Genomic DNA, 15,542 nt, shown 5'->3' with positions numbered 1-15,542 from the left:
GAACAAGCCGTCTTGAAGCCGATCAGGCTTCCTTGGAGATGACTTCCTTGGTTGAGGTCGTCTCGTCCGGGGCACTTTCGCTGCTCCGGCCGAAGTTCTTCATCATCAATCCGATGATCGATTTCTTGCCCTGCGTCTTGTTGTAGACGTCGAAGGCAACTGCCGCCAGCAGCACGAGGCCCTTGATGATCTGGGTGAGGTCCGCGCCGACGCCGAGCAGTTGGAGGCCGTTGTTGAGGACAGCCATGACCAGGCCACCAACGATGGAGCCGATCACCGTGCCCACGCCGCCGGTGACCGCTGCGCCACCGATGAATACGGCCGCGATCGCATCCAGTTCCCAGCCGACGCCGTCGAACGGACCCGAAGCCGTGGAGCGGCCCACGAAGATCATGCCGGCGAGGCCGGCAAGGATGGACATGTTCATCATGACCATGAAATTGACCTTCTTGGACTGGACTCCGGAGAGTTCGGCCGCGTGGCGGTTGCCGCCGACTGCGTAGATGTGGCGGCCAATGACCGTCTTGGCGGAAATGAAACCGTAGATCAGGACCAGCACGGCCAGAATAAGGCCCGGGATGGGGAACGAGGTGCCTGGGCGGCCAGTCGCGAACAGGTACGTGGCGTAGAGGATGGCTGCATTGACGAGCACGAGCTTGGTGACCATCACCCAGCCTTCTTGCACTTCGGCGCCCAGTGCCTGGGCGGTGCGGCGGGAACGGATCGCACTGACAATCACGAAGGCGACGGCGATAAGGCCCAGCAGGATTGTCAGGTTGTTATACCCCGTCTTCGGCCCTATCTCGGGCAGGTACCCGGAGCCCAGGTACTGGAAGTCTTCCGGGACCGGAACGGTGTTGGACTTGCCCACGAACTGGTTGAAACCGCGGAAGAGCAGCATGCCGGCAAGGGTCACGATGAAGGCCGGGATACCGACGTATGCCGTCCAGAATCCTTGCCAGGCTCCGATCAGGGCGCCGAGCAGGAGCCCGAACAGGACGGCTACGTACCAGGGCAGGTGCCAGTCCCTGATGGCCAGGGCCACCGAGATGCCGACGAAGGCCGCTACCGAACCTACGGAGAGGTCGATGTGGCCGGCGATGATGACCAGGACCATGCCGATGGCCAGGATCAGGATGTAGGAGTTGCCGTTGAAGAGGTTGATGACGTTGCCCGGGGTGAGCGTGCGGCCCGAGGTGAAGATCTGGAAGAAGATGACGAGTGCAACCAGGGCGAAGATCATGCCGAATTGGCGGGTGTTGCCACCGAATAGCTTCTTGAGCGCGTTCATTGTTTTGGGTCCTTGTGTCCGTGTGGTTCTGGAGATGACCGGGGTCAGGCAGCTTTGCGGCTGGATGTCATGAGCTTCATGAGGCTTTCCTGGCTGGCTTCGTCCTTGTTGAGTACGCCAGTGATGGAGCCCTCGAAGATGGTGTAGATACGGTCGGAGAGGCCCAGCAGTTCGGGAAGTTCGGAGGAGATCACAATCACGCCCTTCCCTTGGTTTGCCAGCTGCTGGATGATTCCGTAGATCTCGTACTTGGCCCCGACGTCGATTCCGCGGGTGGGTTCATCCAGGATGAGAAGGTCCGGATCAGTGAACATCCATTTGGCGAGAACAACCTTTTGTTGGTTTCCGCCGGAAAGCTTCGATACGCCTTCCTCCACCGACGGCGTTTTGGTGCGCAGCGACTTCCGGTATTGCTCGGCCACCATGAATTCCTTGTTGGTGTCCACAACGATTCCCCGGCTGATCTTCTTCAAGTTGGCAGACACCGTGGTGGTCTTGATGTCGTCCAGGAGGTTCAGTCCCAGGCTCTTGCGGTCCTCCGTGACGTAGCCGAGACCGGCGTCGATCGCTTGGCGGACGCTGCGCATGGTGATCGGTTTGCCGTCCTTGTACACCTGCCCCGAGATGAACCGGCCGTAGGAGTGGCCGAAGACGGAGCGGGCAAGCTCGGTGCGCCCGGCGCCCATCAGGCCGGCAAAGCCGACGATTTCACCCCGGCGCACATGGAAGCTGGAATTCTTGCAGACCAGGCGGTCCTGGATCTGGGGATGCCCGACCGTCCAATCCTTGACTTCGAAGAACACCTCGCCGATCTTCGGCGTGTGGTCCGGGAAGCGGGACTCGAGCGTCCGCCCGACCATGCCCTTGATGATCCGGTCCTCGTCGACGCCGTCTTCCACGACGTTGAGCGTCTCGATGGACTTGCCATCGCGGATGATGGTGATCTCGTCCGCGATCTGCTCGATCTCGTTGAGCTTGTGGGAAATGATGATGGACGTGATGCCCCGGCCCTTGAGGCCAAGGATCAGGTCCAGCAAGTGCTGGGAGTCCGATTCGTTCAGGGCTGCCGTGGGCTCGTCGAGGATGAGCAGCTTGACGGACTTGTTCAGCGCCTTGGCGATTTCCACCAGTTGCTGCTTGCCGACGCCGATTTCCTTGATGGGGGTATCCGGGTCTTCGCGCAAGCCGACCCGTGCGAGGAGTTCGATTGACCGCTTGCGTGCCTCGGCCCAGTCGATGATGCCGCGACGGACGGGTTCGTTGCCGAGGAAGATGTTTTCCATGATGGACAGCTCGGGGATCAGTGCCAGTTCCTGGTGGATGATCACGATTCCCGCATGTTCGCTGGCCCGGATGTCCTTGAACTGCTGGACTTCCGCCTGGTACACGATGTCGCCGTCGTAGCTGCCGTAGGGGTAAACCCCGGAGAGCACCTTCATCAACGTGGACTTTCCTGCACCGTTTTCGCCGCAGATCGCATGGATTTCGCCCACCTTGACCCGGAGGCTCACGTCCGAGAGCGCCTTCACGCCGGGGAATTCCTTGGTGATGGACCGCATCTCGAGGAGAACCGGATCCTGGTGCGTTATGGGGGTCGACATACCCTCGCGCCTCCAATGTTTGACGTCGTTGTCGGCTCGGGGATGGCGAGCCTATCTGATGAGAAAGTAAACTGGATCACACCGCTTGTCGTCAAGACTTTAACGCAAGACGGCGATAACAGCGTGGTAACGAAATGTTTAGGACTGCTTAATTCCGGCGTGCTGGAACACCAAAGCGGCCGCCCCCAGGGCCTCCGCCCGGGCGCCGAGCGAAGACATCGCGAGGTGCGTTGTCTCGCCGATTACGGGCACTGCATGGCGGACGAGGCCCCGCCGGATCGGGTCCAGGAGGATGTCGCCGAGGCCGGCCAGAGGGCCGCCCACCACGATGACTTCCGGGTTTATGAGATTCGCCACATTGCCGAGCGCGCGCCCCACTGCGAGTCCGGCGTCGTCCACTACGCGAAGAGTCGCCGGATCCCTCGCCAGGGCGTTGCGGACAATGTCCTCGGGTTCGAGATGGAGCCCTGAGCCCTTCCCGAGCAGCTCGATCATGGTGGTGGTGGAAGCCATCGTTTCCAGGCAGCCCCGGTTGCCGCAGCGGCAGATCGCGCCGTATTCGTGGATGGTCGCATGGCCGATTTCTCCTGTGATTCCCACTGCCCCGTAGTAGGGCGCACCGTTGATGATGAGGCCCGCTCCGATGCCGGAGCCGATCTTGAGGAACATAAGGTTGCTGATCCCGCTGTGGGGCCCCCAGGTGACCTCGGAGAGGGCACCCAGATTGGCGTCGTTGTCAACGTATACGGGAAGATCGAGGGCTTCCTCCAGCCGTTCGAGAATCTGGATCCCCACCCATTCGGGCAGGATGGCGCCCTGCGCCACGGTACCGGAACGGCGGTCGATGGGGCCCGCTATGCCGGCCCCCGCGCCAACCACCGCGCTTCGGTCCACGCCGCTCTCGAGCAGGAGCTTGTTGAGGAGTGCGACGGCGGCGCTGATGCCCTGTTCGGCGTGGTGGCCAAGGGGGAGCGTGACCGTTTCCTCGACGATGATGTGATAGCCCAGCGAGGCCAGGACCACCCGCAGGTGGCGCCGGCCAAAATCGATCCCGACGGCCACCGCGCCGTTGCTGTTGAGCCTGACGTTCAGCGCCCGTCGTCCGGAGCTTGTGATCGGTTCGGTGGAGACGAGCCCTGCGTCCTGCATGATCTTGACGATGTTGGACACTGTTGCCGTGGAAAGGCCGGTCTGCCGGGCGAGTTCGGCCTGGGTGGAGGGGCCGCTCAGCAGGCATTCGATGAGCCGCTGCTGGTTCAGGTGGCGCAGCGCTGATTGCGAGCCGGGGTTCTTGCGGTGGCTCTTCGTCGAGCTGGATGTTGCGGGCATGAAATGAAGCGTGCCTCAAATCACAGTTGCAGTCAAGAAGTTAACGCAATGGAGTGAACTTGCATCGTCATCATGAACTATGCCCCAGTTTTGTACGAACCATCCCCGGCGGGCTGCCCACAGGTCCTTTTGTCCCGGGTGGTGAGCCTTCTGCTGGCTAGGCTGGAAGGACGAGTGATCCCGGGCGTGTCTCCCATGAACGTCTGACGGGGATGCAAGGTGCTATTGAGGTGGTAATGATGCTGCTGTCCGTTCTGCAGGCCAACGCTGTTGTCCTGGACATCGACGCCAATCTGAAGACGGTCGATGCGGCGGCACAACGCGCTGCCGCGGCCGGGGCCGCCTTGTTGCTAACCCCCGAGCTCTTCCCGGTGGGGTACGCTCCGCTGAGAGTCCACACGGAGCTTGATCCTGCGGTTATTCCAGGCATTCGCGGGCGTCTTGCGGACATCGCCCGCACGCACGGAATCGGACTGGTCTACAGCCTTCCCGCACCAGTTGCTGATGGCGGCTGGCATATCTCCGCCACTCTCCTGGACGCCCACGGAACCGTGCTCCTGGACTATGGCAAAGTGCACCTCTTCGGCGCGGAGGAGCGAAAGGCGTTCTCAGCCGCCCAAGCAGCTCCCGGCGTCGTGGACTTCAACGGGGTCAAAACGTCGCTGCTGATTTGCTACGACGTCGAGTTTCCCGAAAGTGTCCGCGCCGCCGCCACGCGAGGCGCCGAACTCCTGCTGGTTCCCACCGCCTTGTCCGCGGGCTTCGATGCCGTTCCGCAAGTCCTGATCCGGGCCCGGGCGCTGGAAAGCCAGCTCAATGTGGCCTACGCGAACCACAGCGGCCACGAGGACGGCTGTGACTTCCTCGGCGGGAGCGTGGTCGCCGGTCCGGACGGTTCATTGCTCGCTGCCGCCGGGGATGGTGCCGAATTGCTCTTCGCCGAGATCTCCACTGAAAGCGTCAGGGCGGCACGGGAACAGGTGCCCTACCTGCGCGAACGCCGCCCGGAGCTGTACCGGGAGTGGGAAGGTTCTGCTCCGAAAGGTTGAGGCCGCGAATGCATGGGGTGGATGAGTAGCTCAGCGGTTGACTACGGGCGCGCGTAAGCCAACCGGCCGAGCCCAAGCACGGATTCCGAGAATGAGGCTGCGTCCGTCGCCAAAGAATGGCAGAAGAAAGACTGCATGCAACAGGAACCAGTGCTGCAGGAATGAACCGGGTGCCAGTAGTGCAACCAGCGCCCCCACCAAGCATGATCCACCCGGACCGAGTATCGCCACGATTGCGATCTGCCATCCGTAGAGATGCCCGACGGGAATGACGGAGAAGCGAAGGATGCCGGAAGAAACTACGACGTCGGAAATCCCGTGAAACAGCCTCATGCCCGCAACGTGAGACCACTCATGCACCAGAAATCCGCACAGCAGGCACAGCACATGCACAAGAAGCCACAGGCCAGCCCGGAAAAGTATCGGGTCAGTGGTCATGGCGGCCAGGAAGGTGCACGCCGTGAAGCCGAGAGCCGCGGCGGCAAAAGGCAATCTACATGACCATATGAGTTGCTTGGCTATCAGCCCGGCAGTGACATCCCGGAGGGCGAACTTTCGAACAGTCAATCCTGGTTCGCTTGTAGGAGTCGCTTCTTGTGGAGCTTTAACCGTTCCAGGACTGATGCAACGGCAACATAAAAGACAAGCGATGCCGCGAAGACAAAAGCGATGGGCGCGCCGTTCGACACCCCGATTTCCAACGCGGTCGCCCCGTCGGGCTTTGCATGGGGCTCGAAGAAGAGCGCGCCGAACAGGCCAGATTTCCTGACTCCTATTTCTGACGCCGAGAACATCGTGGTGATGAAACTTGCGACAACGACGATCATGGTGACAACAAAAGAGACTGTCATCCCGACGATGGATCTAAGCAACCACTTCATGGCGTGCAATCCTTTCCATTCTTCGCATACCCAGGATGCTGTAAAAGACGACGAGCATGTTAAGCGCGGTGAAAATTCCCGCACTGATCATTGGATCAAAGTTAAAGACGTTCAAGCCGAGCGCCACAATCATGACGACTATCACCGTGAGCAGGACCCCCATGATGACAGTGAATGGGTTTCCCTTCTCAGGAGGGAAAGCGATGCCAACTAGGGTTGATATGAGAATGTTGCTCAAACACAATCCAAGCACCGGCAGGCACGCTTCGAAGGTAATTCCTTGCGACAAGGAAATCGTGATGACTGGAATGCCCACAACCATCAAGAGGACGCCTTGCGAGCCGACGAGGCGTAAGTAGTTCGCAACGGTGCGGCCCGGATAAGTGACCATGCGCCGCAGGGGCTCCGAGTTTGAAAATGCATAGACTCCCTGAAATGTTATGAGAGCGAGGACGTAGGGTGGGAACACCAAATGCTCGAGCCAGGCGAAGACTGAATAAATGATGATAAAAGAGATAGCCACCATCGTTTCGAAACTTCGAAACAAGACCAGAATGTAAACGCCGAACGTGCGATCTGCCAAGCGTGAAGGCAGAAAGACGAAGAAGCGACGCATCGGGACGTAGTTCCTGGGTGCGATGGCGACGATTGCCGGAATTACTGCCGCCGATGTCGCAAGGAGGATTAAAATGGATAACCAGAGCCCAACGGCTTCCTGCAGTTTCGCGTAGAGCAATGCAGGTGCAAAGTAGTCGCGCCCCAATACGTAGCTTTCGGCGATCTGGCTGCTCTGCTCGTTGGTTTGAGGAAACGCCACCGCCAGCCCGAAAGCCAGCACCATCGGGACTATCAGACTGCGAAGTCGGGCGATCCCGAGGGCCTGCAGAGCACGCTCAAGCAGGTAGTAGCCGAGGCTCAGAAGCAAGTAGGTTGAAATAGCGGGGAACCAGATGGATGCCAGAACCCTCGGAATGTAATCAGGACCCTCGATCAACACGGTTGAAATGGAGAAAGCACCGAAAACGAACACGGTCATAAGGAGAACGAGGGATGACTCAAAGAGCGCAAACGCCATCGTCCTTTCCTTGTTGGTCACGGGCAGATTGAAGGAGAGCTTCAGAAGCTCATCTGCCTTCATGAACAGCACCCGGATCAGTGTGTACGCAATAAGTACCCAAAATCCGACCGATGCGTTGGCCACTTGAAGAACCGGCTCAAGCAGGCCGGTTCCACCGAGATACTGACGGATGACCACATAGCTCAACACGTTGAATCCCGCGAACGCGAGAACGAGCAGGAATATGGTAGAAAGCCGAGCAGCCGGGCTGGCCAACAGGCCTCGTCCCAAGACGCGCCTCACGATGAAGAGCCAGAACAATCGAGACAGGAGAACTACGCTCTTGAAGCGCATTTAGGATGGCTCCATTGCCTGGATGAATTCGTTGGCAAGGTCAGCTATCGTTCCGTGATCTTCGATAATCTTCCGGACGGGAGCCTGAACCACCAGGGCCCCTTGGATGAGAAGCGCCAGCTCGTCAGCGACGTGCTCCAACATGGTGAAGTCATGACTGCACAGCAGAACCGATCGGCCTTCTTTGGCAAGTTGTCGGATATCTCGTTCGAAGAGGTTGATGGCGTCGATGTCGACGCCATTGAGGGTCTCATCGATGACGGTAAACCTTCGCCGGAGCATGAACGCGGCGATAAGTTGCAGCTTCTTCCTCATGCCGTGTGAGTAGTCCTCGATCAAGTCGCGGTGCCTGTCGCGCATGGAGTACCTGGCGAATTGCGTCCTCAGTGCCGCGTGATCCATGGATTCTCCATAGAGCCCGTGCATGAAACGCACGTATTCCTCCCCCGTGAGGAACTCAGGGAGGTAATCATTGCTCGACAAGTAGATCGAAGACATCTTGGCGCTGCGGCTCTGACTGCTGACAGGTCCGATGCGGACGCGGCCGCTTTGAAGTTGGAGCAGATCCAGGATGACCTTTATCAGGGTGGACTTCCCGGATCCGTTGGGACCGATGAGGCCCATGATCTGGTCCTCGGCGATCGTGAACGAGACATCATGAAGCACTTGGGTTCTGGAGTTATAGGCGTAGTTGACGTTGGCAACACTGAGAGTCATGAGGCGTGATTCCGATGCTCTGGTCGTGGTGGCACGTTGTCAGTGCCACCACGACGGCTGGCTTGCTGGGAGTTACCTGCATTCAACCCACACAGAGACGCCCCATTGGCTCCAACTCCAATTGCCAGTAAAGCGGCCTCGTCCTTGCGTCAAACACCAGACGGCCATCGCTGCGAGCATTGCAAAAGCAAGCACCATCAGGACGGCGAGAACCACCAGAAACCAGCCATCGTAGCGAACAATCATTTCGTCAATCTTGGTTCGTGCCGTTGCCATGGTGCTGCTTGCATTCAAGGCGGTCGTAGTGAGCATTTCGTTCCTCCACTTCGATTTGAGCTACTGGCGGATCCCGTGTAGCCGGCACTCGAATGCTAGGCCGCGAAAACCGCGTCTCAGTGGTCAAACGGCGAAATTAAGTGGTGAAACCCGGCAAAATACGTGCAAAATCGACGTTTCTCCGTGTGCCGGCGGCTCCGTCTACGTGTTTTAAGCAGCACGACACGTAGGCGGTGCCGCAGTCAGAAAGTGCCCGGGACTAGGCATCCCCTCCGCCCGCCAAACCGTCCGCGTACTGCAGCGCGATCCAAAGCTCCGCACGCACCTGGGCCTGGTTCAGATCCGTATCGAGCAGTTCGGCGAGCAGGCCGATCTGGCGGCGCACGCTGTTGCGGTGCAATCCCAGCAGTTTGGCGGAGGCGTCCCAGCTGCCGTTTTCGCTTAGCCAGCCCCTGAGCACTGCCAAGAGGGGATCGCGCCGATCAGCTTCCAAAGCAAGCACCGGTTCAAGAAGCCTCGCAGCTAGCATGGACCCGGCCTCGCGGCCCAGGAGCCCGGTAACCGACCAGGTCACCTCGTCGACGCGGGCGCTCCGTCCGCTGGACTGGACCCGTGAACGTAGCGAGGTCACCCGCTGGTGCGCTGCGGCGAGGCCTGTCAGTTCGGTCGGGTCTCCGATGACGAGCCGCCAGCCCAGCTTTTCTACGTCCGCCAAGAGCGCGTCGTCCACCTTCAAGCGAGTGATCGCGGCGAATCCGTACTCGGTGATTTCCACCAGTTTGGTGTCGAAAAGGCGCCGCCACTGCAAGAGCTCACGCACCGGGCTGTCGCCGGCGGGCCATTCGGGAGAGTCCACCTTGATGCCCTGGACCACGCGCAGGGGAGCGGATCTGGTGGAAGACAGGCTCTGCGCGAGGAGGTCCTTGAGCCCGTTCACGTGCCGGGTCCCGCCGCTGGCAAGGCTTTCAGGGTGCAGCAACAACGCCGTCGCCAATTGGCTCGGGGCGAGCGAGCCGCTGGTCCGTTGGCGGACCAGCAACTCCAGCAACCCCACCACCGACTGCACCACACTGTTCTGTGCGGGCGTCAGCGCAGCGTCCGAGCCCAGGATCAGGGCGCCGAGGTTGGCGTCCTTGGTGCTCCGCAGCGGGTGGCCAAAGACCATCTCCGATCCCGGCTGCTCAAAGCCGTCCACCTCGACTCGCGGCCCGCTGCCCGAAAGGAGCCGTTCCAGCATGGGCTCCAGCAGTGAATGCTCGACGCCGGTGCTGCCGCCGGCCGCGTGGGCGCGCGCACGTACCCGCCCGTCCGCTCCGACCAGAAGTGCCCAGACGGGCACCTTCTGGACCAAAGCGGCGAGCAGCTCGTGTTCAGGCCGAGGGGAGAGGACCGCCCGCATGAGTTGCCGGTTGGTGTCCGCGAGCTGGCGGAAGACCTTCGCATTGTCCGATTCCAGGAGCTGGGAGAACTCTAAGCCGATCGCTGCGAACGGGATGGACTCGGGAATCTCGATCAAGGTGAGCTTGTGCCGGCGGCACGCTTTCAGCAGCTCGGACGGGACGGCGTCGAAATACGGCCTGATCCCGAAGCCCAGCGCCGCCACTTTGGCCCCCACCAGCCGCTTCACGTAAGCATCGACGTTCTCGCTGGACCCGCCGTCCCCCAGGAAAGGGAGCCCCGCGGTCAGCAGGAACTCCCCGTCCGGCAGGTAGGGCGTGGGGTCGTCCAGTTCGCTGGGTTCAACCCAGCGCAGCAGCTCCCCGCCGCTGCCGCCGTCGTGGAGTATCTCCAACTCCGGCGGCAGCTGCTTCAGGAACTGCTCAAGCGTGACGAAACTCAGGCGGCCGGGGGTCGGCTCAGGCGACATCGCTCGGTGCCGCCTGGTAATCGGGGCACTCGTAGGCGCTGGACTCATACGCGCGGGGGAGCCGCGGTGCGATCCGGTTGATGATCTCGTCGCCGTGGCGTCCGATGGCGGCGCCCCAATCGGCGGCGCTCGCGGCCCCTCCTGCGGGATCACCGAACAAAACCGCTGTGTCTCCGACCTCGATTCCGGACGCGTCCGGGCCGAGGTCCACCATGAACTGGTCCATGCACACCTTGCCGATCACCGGGACCCTCCGGCCGGCGATCTGGACCAGGCTCCGGCCGCTGATGCCCTTGGGGATACCATCGGCGTAGCCGAGGGGGATGAGGCCGAGATAGCGCGGCTCGTGCGTGATGGCCCGGTGTTCGTAGCTGACGCCAGTCCCCGCCGGGACTTTCTTGACCATGACGAGCGGCGCGGTGACGCTCAAAGCGGGGCGGAGTCCGAAGTCCGCGGGATCCAGGTGGTCCGCTGGGGCCAAGCCGTAAATCGCCAGTCCGGCGCGGACCATGTCGAAGTGGAATTCGGGCCGGTCCAGGATGTTGGCCGAGCTCGACACGTGCCGCAGCTGCGGGTCCAGTCCGGCAGCGCGGGCTTCGCCAACCGCGTCTTCGAACTCCGCGACGGCCGCGGCGTTGCCGGGGTGGGCGGGAACGTCGGCCCAGGCCAAGTGGGTCCAGATGCCGCGGACAAGCACCGTGCCGTCCTGCTCCGCCATGCGTGCCCGGGCCACGAGTTCGGGCCAGTCTTCCTTGCGCGCGCCGCCGCGGCTGAGTCCGCTGTCCAGCTCCAGGTGCACGACGGCGGGGCGGCCCAATTGTTCCGCGATCCCGGCCAGGACCTCAAGTTGACCGACGCTCCCAAGCGAAACGTCGACGTCGTACTCGAGCGCCTCACGGATGGTCGCGCTGGTCTGGGATGCCAGATACAGCCACGACAGGACCGGCACGGTGATGCCCGCCTGACGCAAGGTGATGGCTTCGCTCAATTGGGCCGTTCCGAGCCAATCAGCCCCTGCCCCCACCGCCGTGCGGGCCACGTCGACGAGGCCGTGACCGTAGCCGTTCCCCTTGACCACGGCCATGAAATGCGGCGCGGCGGTGCGCCTTTTGAGGGCCTTGATGTTGTCTGAAATCGCAGACAGATCAACGCTGACCCGCCCGGAAAGCGCCGTTTCCGGCGTCGTTTCTGATTGTGCAATACGTCTCATGGTTGATCACTATAGGTCATTTTGCACCGCCGTGAGAGCTGGCTCACAGGCTTACGGTTGTCAGGGGAAACCGCCAACTACTCTGAAGGGACGTCAACGGTGACTGTGCCTACCTCCACCCAGACCAAGCCAACGCACGCCACGAATGCGGATGCAGGCAATGCCGCCCGCCGCCCGGGGCTCGGTTCGCAGCTCCTGCGCCGCAAGCCGATCGGGCAAATGGTCAGCGAAGCAGGAAGCAGCGAAAGCGGTACGCCGCTGGTCCGCAGCTTCGGCGTCCTCCAGCTGACGATGATCAGCGTCGGCGCGACCCTGGGAACCGGCATCCTGGTGATCCTGGGTGAATCCGTGCCGCTGGCCGGACCCGCGGTCTGGATTTCCTTCGTGGTCGCTGGGCTGGCCGCCCTGTTCTCGGCCGTGTCCTACGCCGAAATGGCAGGCCTCGTGCCCGTCGCCGGGTCCAGCTATTCCTACTCCTATGCCACGATGGGCGAGGGCATGGCCTGGATCTGTGGTTGGTGCCTCGTCCTCGAATACGCGGTCTCCGTAGCTGCCGTGGCCGTCGGCGCAGGGCAATACGTGAACGAAACACTTGCCGCGTTCGGGCAGTTCCTGCCGGACGCGATGTCCCAGCCACCGGGCAGCGGCGGCGTGGTCAACGTGCCGGCCATGCTGATCGTGGTCCTCGCCATGGTCCTGCTGGTGCGCGGCGCCAAGGAAAGCGCCTGGATCAACACCGTGATCGTGACCATCAAGATTGTCATCCTGCTGTTCTTCTGCGCCGTTGCGTTCACCGCGTTCAACGCCGGCAACTTCGAACCTCTCATGCCGATGGGGGCCGCAGGCGTTTCGGCCGCAGCATCCCGGGTGTTCTTCTCCTACATCGGTTTCGACGCCGCTTCCACCGCAGGCGAGGAAGCCCGCAATCCCAAGCGAGACCTGCCCCGGGCCATCCTGCTCTCCATGGTGATCGTGACCAGCATCTACGTCCTGGTTGCCGTGGCCGCTATCGGTGCCCGGCCCTGGGAATGGTTCGGCGGCACTGAGGCAGCCCTGGTCCAGATCCTCGAGGAAACCACCCACCAACCCTGGATCGCGCTCGTCTTCTCCATCGGTGCCGTGCTCGCCATCGCCAGCATCGTCCTGACCGTGCTCTACGGCCAGACCCGCATCCTGCTCTCCATGTCCCGCGACGGGCTGGTCCCTGAGGTCTTCGGACGGATCTCCCCGCGCACCGGCACTCCGGTGGCCGGAACGCTCATCGTGGGCACCGCCGTCGCACTCACCGCGGGACTTGTCCCGCTCGGCGCGCTGGCCGACGCCACCAGCATCGGCACCCTCTTCGCGTTCGCGCTGGTCAACGTCGCCGTCATCTACCTGCGGCGCAACCGCCCGGAGCTCAAGCGCAGCTTCCGCGTACCGCTCTACCCGATCACCCCCGTCCTCGGCACCCTCATGTGTGCCTACCTCATGGCCAACCTGGGTGCCGACACCTGGGTGGTGTTCGGTGGCTGGATGCTCGTGGGGATCGCCCTCTACTTCGGCTATGGACGCCGGAACTCCAAGGTAGCGGCCCTGACCGAACAGGAATACCGTGAACTATCCGCCAGGGTCGCCGACCCGGAAACTGTGAAGGCAGAACTTTCATGACCATCGCCACCGAATTGCCCACGGAACCCACACCCCGCGCGGGGGATGCCGGAATTTCCCAAGCAACGCCGGCCGACGCTCCCATCACCATGCTGAACCCGGACTTCCCGTTCAGCTACGACCACTACCTGGCCCACCCCGACGGGCTGGCGGTTATTCCGCCGGAACTGTACGGCACAGAGGTCGCGGTGATCGGTGCGGGCCTTTCGGGACTCGTCACGGCCTACGAGCTCATGAAGCTCGGGCTGCGCCCCGTGGTCTACGAGGCCGACCAAATCGGCGGGCGGTTGCGCACCGCGAGCTTCCCGTCCGCTCCCGGAGTGGTGGCAGACCTCGGTGGCATGCGCTTCCCGGTGTCCGGAAAGGCGTTCTACCACTACGTGGAACTCCTCGGCCTGGACACCCAGGAATTCCCCAACCCGCTTGCCCCGGCAACATCGAGCACCGTGATCGAGTTGGCCGGACAGAAGCACTACGCCGCCACGTCGGCTGAGCTGCCGGAGTTCTTCCACGAGGTTGCCGCAGCCTGGAAGGCAGCAGTGAATGACGGCGCCGCGTTCCAGGAAATGCAGGAGGCGATCCGGGCCCGCGACACCAAGCGCATCAAGGAGCTATGGAACGGGCTGCTCCCTCTCCTGGACGAACAGACCTTCTACGGATTCATCGCCGCAAGCACGTCCTTCAAGGAGGCCGGATTCGCGCACCGCGAGGCCTTCGGCCAAGTAGGTTTCGGCACGGGTGGCTGGGACACCGACTTCCCCAACTCCATCCTCGAAATCCTGCGCGTCGTCTACACCGACGCCGATGACCAGCACCGCCTCATCACGGGGGGAGCGCAACGGCTCCCCGAGGCACTGTGGCACCACGCGCCGTCGGGCATGGCCCACTGGCCCGAGGGCACCTCGCTCGCATCGTTGCATTCCGGTTCCCCTCGCGGGGCCGTGGACCGCATTGAGCGCGGAGCGGACGGCGACCTCATGGTGCGCGAGCGTTGGGGCCGCGAAACCGGGTACTCCGCCGTCGTGACCACCTGCCAGTCCTGGCTGCTGTCCACGCGCATCCACACCCAGGAATCGCTGTTCCCCTCGGAACTGTGGACCGCGATCGAACGCTCGCACTACATGCAGTCGTCCAAGACCTTCGTCATGGTGGACCGGCCGTTCTGGAAGGACATCGACCCCGAAACGGGCCGCGAAGTGTTGTCCATGACGCTGACCGACCGGCTCAACCGGGCGACGTACCTGCTCGACGACGGCCCGGACAAGCCTGCCGTCATCCTGCTCTCCTATACGTGGAACGACGACGCCCTGAAGTGGCTCTCGCTCAGCGCCGAGGAACGCGTCAGGCTCATGCTGCACTCGCTCGAGCAGATCTACCCGGGTGTGGACATCGCGAGCCACATCGTGGGACAGCCCATCACCGTTTCCTGGGAGGCCGACCCCAACTTCATGGGTGCCTTCAAGGCCAACCTGCCAGGGCACTACCGCTACCAGCAGCGCCTGTTCACGCACTTCAAGCAGGACAAGCTGCCGGAGAGCCAGCGAGGCATCTTCCTTGCGGGCGACGACGTCTCGTTCACCGCAGGCTGGGCCGAAGGCGCCGTCACCACAGGGCTGAACGCTGTGTGGGGCGTGGTGAACCACCTCGGTGGTTCGTCCGTGGCAGGCAACCCCGGTCCCGGTGACCTGTTGGACGAGCTGGGGCCGATCAGCCTGGACTAACCCTGCGCGTGCATCCCGCGGTGCGCCGCCGCTAGCTCCCGGTAGTGCGCTGCGTTGCGCTTCACGCCGTCGAGCTCTTCTTCGCTCAGTTCGCGTCGCACCTTGGCAGGCACGCCCGCAACCAAGGAACGCGGCGGGATGACAGTTCCCTCAAGCACGACGGCGCCCGCGGCCACCAGCGAACCCGTACCGATCACGGCTCCGTTCAGGATGGTGGCGCTCATGCCGATGAGGCAGTCGTCCTCAACGGTGCATCCGTGGACGACGGCGCTGTGGCCGACACTGACGCGCTCGCCGACGGTGCAGGGGAAGCCGGGGTCGGCGTGCAGGACCACATTGTCCTGGAGGTTCGAGCCGGCACCGACGCTGATGGCGGCGGTGTCGGCACGGACTGACACACCATAGAAGGCGCTGGAGTCCGCGCCGAGGGTTGCCTTGCCGATGATGGAAGCCGTGGGTGCCACGAAGGCGGTGCCATGGATGGCCGGGGTATCCCCGGCGAACGTGTAAATGGGAGCCATGGGGCAAGCCTAATCCCC

At 62.4% G+C, this 15,542-nt stretch carries 14 protein-coding genes; 3 read left to right on the top strand and 11 right to left on the bottom strand.

Annotated features, from left to right (window positions below; translation table 11 throughout):
- Positions 1–22 precede the first annotated feature (22 nt).
- The 3 genes from mmsB to VLA65_RS01205 form a co-directional block, all read right to left on the bottom strand.
- Positions 23–1,291, bottom strand: coding sequence for a multiple monosaccharide ABC transporter permease (gene mmsB / locus VLA65_RS01215; RefSeq protein WP_059388014.1), 1,269 nt, complete (start codon positions 1,289–1,291; stop codon positions 23–25).
- A gap of 44 nt (positions 1,292–1,335) precedes the next feature.
- Complete coding sequence (mmsA, locus tag VLA65_RS01210) at positions 1,336–2,892, bottom strand: multiple monosaccharide ABC transporter ATP-binding protein (RefSeq protein WP_284992025.1); 1,557 nt, start codon at positions 2,890–2,892, stop codon at positions 1,336–1,338.
- Positions 2,893–3,030: 138 nt separating this feature from the next.
- Complete coding sequence (locus VLA65_RS01205; RefSeq protein ID WP_284992024.1) at positions 3,031–4,221, bottom strand: ROK family transcriptional regulator; 1,191 nt, start codon at positions 4,219–4,221, stop codon at positions 3,031–3,033.
- Between the two features lie 239 nt (positions 4,222–4,460).
- Here VLA65_RS01205 and VLA65_RS01200 point away from each other — a divergent pair, with 239 nt between their 5' ends.
- On the top strand, positions 4,461–5,270 hold the full coding sequence (locus VLA65_RS01200) for a carbon-nitrogen hydrolase family protein (protein WP_442880158.1): 810 nt from the start codon (positions 4,461–4,463) through the stop codon (positions 5,268–5,270).
- A 30-nt stretch (positions 5,271–5,300) separates the two neighbouring features.
- Here VLA65_RS01200 and VLA65_RS01195 read toward each other — a convergent pair whose 3' ends face one another.
- The 7 genes from VLA65_RS01195 to alr form a co-directional block, all read right to left on the bottom strand.
- A complete protein-coding gene (locus VLA65_RS01195) occupies positions 5,301–5,837 on the bottom strand; it encodes a hypothetical protein (RefSeq protein ID WP_332601556.1) in 537 nt (178 codons plus the stop codon).
- Entirely contained in the window at positions 5,834–6,151 is a 318-nt protein-coding gene (locus tag VLA65_RS01190; protein WP_307053064.1) for a hypothetical protein, read from the bottom strand. Before VLA65_RS01190 ends, VLA65_RS01195 begins: the two co-directional genes overlap by 4 nt.
- Positions 6,135–7,562, bottom strand: a complete 1,428-nt coding sequence (locus tag VLA65_RS01185; RefSeq protein WP_306964050.1) for a hypothetical protein — start codon at positions 7,560–7,562, stop codon at positions 6,135–6,137. Before VLA65_RS01185 ends, VLA65_RS01190 begins: the two co-directional genes overlap by 17 nt.
- Positions 7,563–8,279: an ATP-binding cassette domain-containing protein gene (locus VLA65_RS01180; protein WP_306964052.1), complete on the bottom strand. Its 717-nt coding sequence runs from the start codon at positions 8,277–8,279 to the stop codon at positions 7,563–7,565.
- 72 nt (positions 8,280–8,351) lie between these two features.
- Positions 8,352–8,591 carry a hypothetical protein gene (locus VLA65_RS01175; protein WP_059388008.1) on the bottom strand — a complete coding sequence of 80 codons (240 nt, stop codon included), beginning with the start codon at positions 8,589–8,591 and terminating at the stop codon, positions 8,352–8,354.
- Positions 8,592–8,814: 223 nt separating this feature from the next.
- Positions 8,815–10,422: a PucR family transcriptional regulator gene (locus tag VLA65_RS01170; protein WP_332601555.1), complete on the bottom strand. Its 1,608-nt coding sequence runs from the start codon at positions 10,420–10,422 to the stop codon at positions 8,815–8,817.
- Positions 10,412–11,632 (bottom strand): alanine racemase, encoded by a 1,221-nt coding sequence (alr, locus tag VLA65_RS01165; protein ID WP_332601554.1) that lies wholly within the window; start codon positions 11,630–11,632, stop codon positions 10,412–10,414. The genes VLA65_RS01170 and alr overlap by 11 nt, the downstream gene beginning before the upstream one ends.
- A gap of 219 nt (positions 11,633–11,851) precedes the next feature.
- On the opposite strand from alr, the gene VLA65_RS01160 reads away from it, so the two are divergent.
- Positions 11,852–13,282 carry an amino acid permease gene (locus tag VLA65_RS01160; protein ID WP_172465546.1) on the top strand — a complete coding sequence of 477 codons (1,431 nt, stop codon included), beginning with the start codon at positions 11,852–11,854 and terminating at the stop codon, positions 13,280–13,282.
- Positions 13,279–15,003: a flavin monoamine oxidase family protein gene (locus VLA65_RS01155; RefSeq protein ID WP_332601553.1), complete on the top strand. Its 1,725-nt coding sequence runs from the start codon at positions 13,279–13,281 to the stop codon at positions 15,001–15,003. The genes VLA65_RS01160 and VLA65_RS01155 overlap by 4 nt, the downstream gene beginning before the upstream one ends.
- Here VLA65_RS01155 and VLA65_RS01150 read toward each other — a convergent pair.
- Entirely contained in the window at positions 15,000–15,524 is a 525-nt protein-coding gene (locus VLA65_RS01150; RefSeq protein WP_284992015.1) for a gamma carbonic anhydrase family protein, read from the bottom strand. The two genes, VLA65_RS01155 and VLA65_RS01150, sit on opposite strands and share 4 nt — an antisense overlap.
- Positions 15,525–15,542 lie beyond the last annotated feature (18 nt).

Source organism: Arthrobacter sp. S2(2024), from assembly GCF_036662515.1.
Classification (GTDB): Bacteria; Actinomycetota; Actinomycetes; order Actinomycetales; family Micrococcaceae; genus Arthrobacter.
Note: the sequence above shows the minus strand (reverse complement) of the source record. Positions and strands in the feature narration are given on the sequence as shown.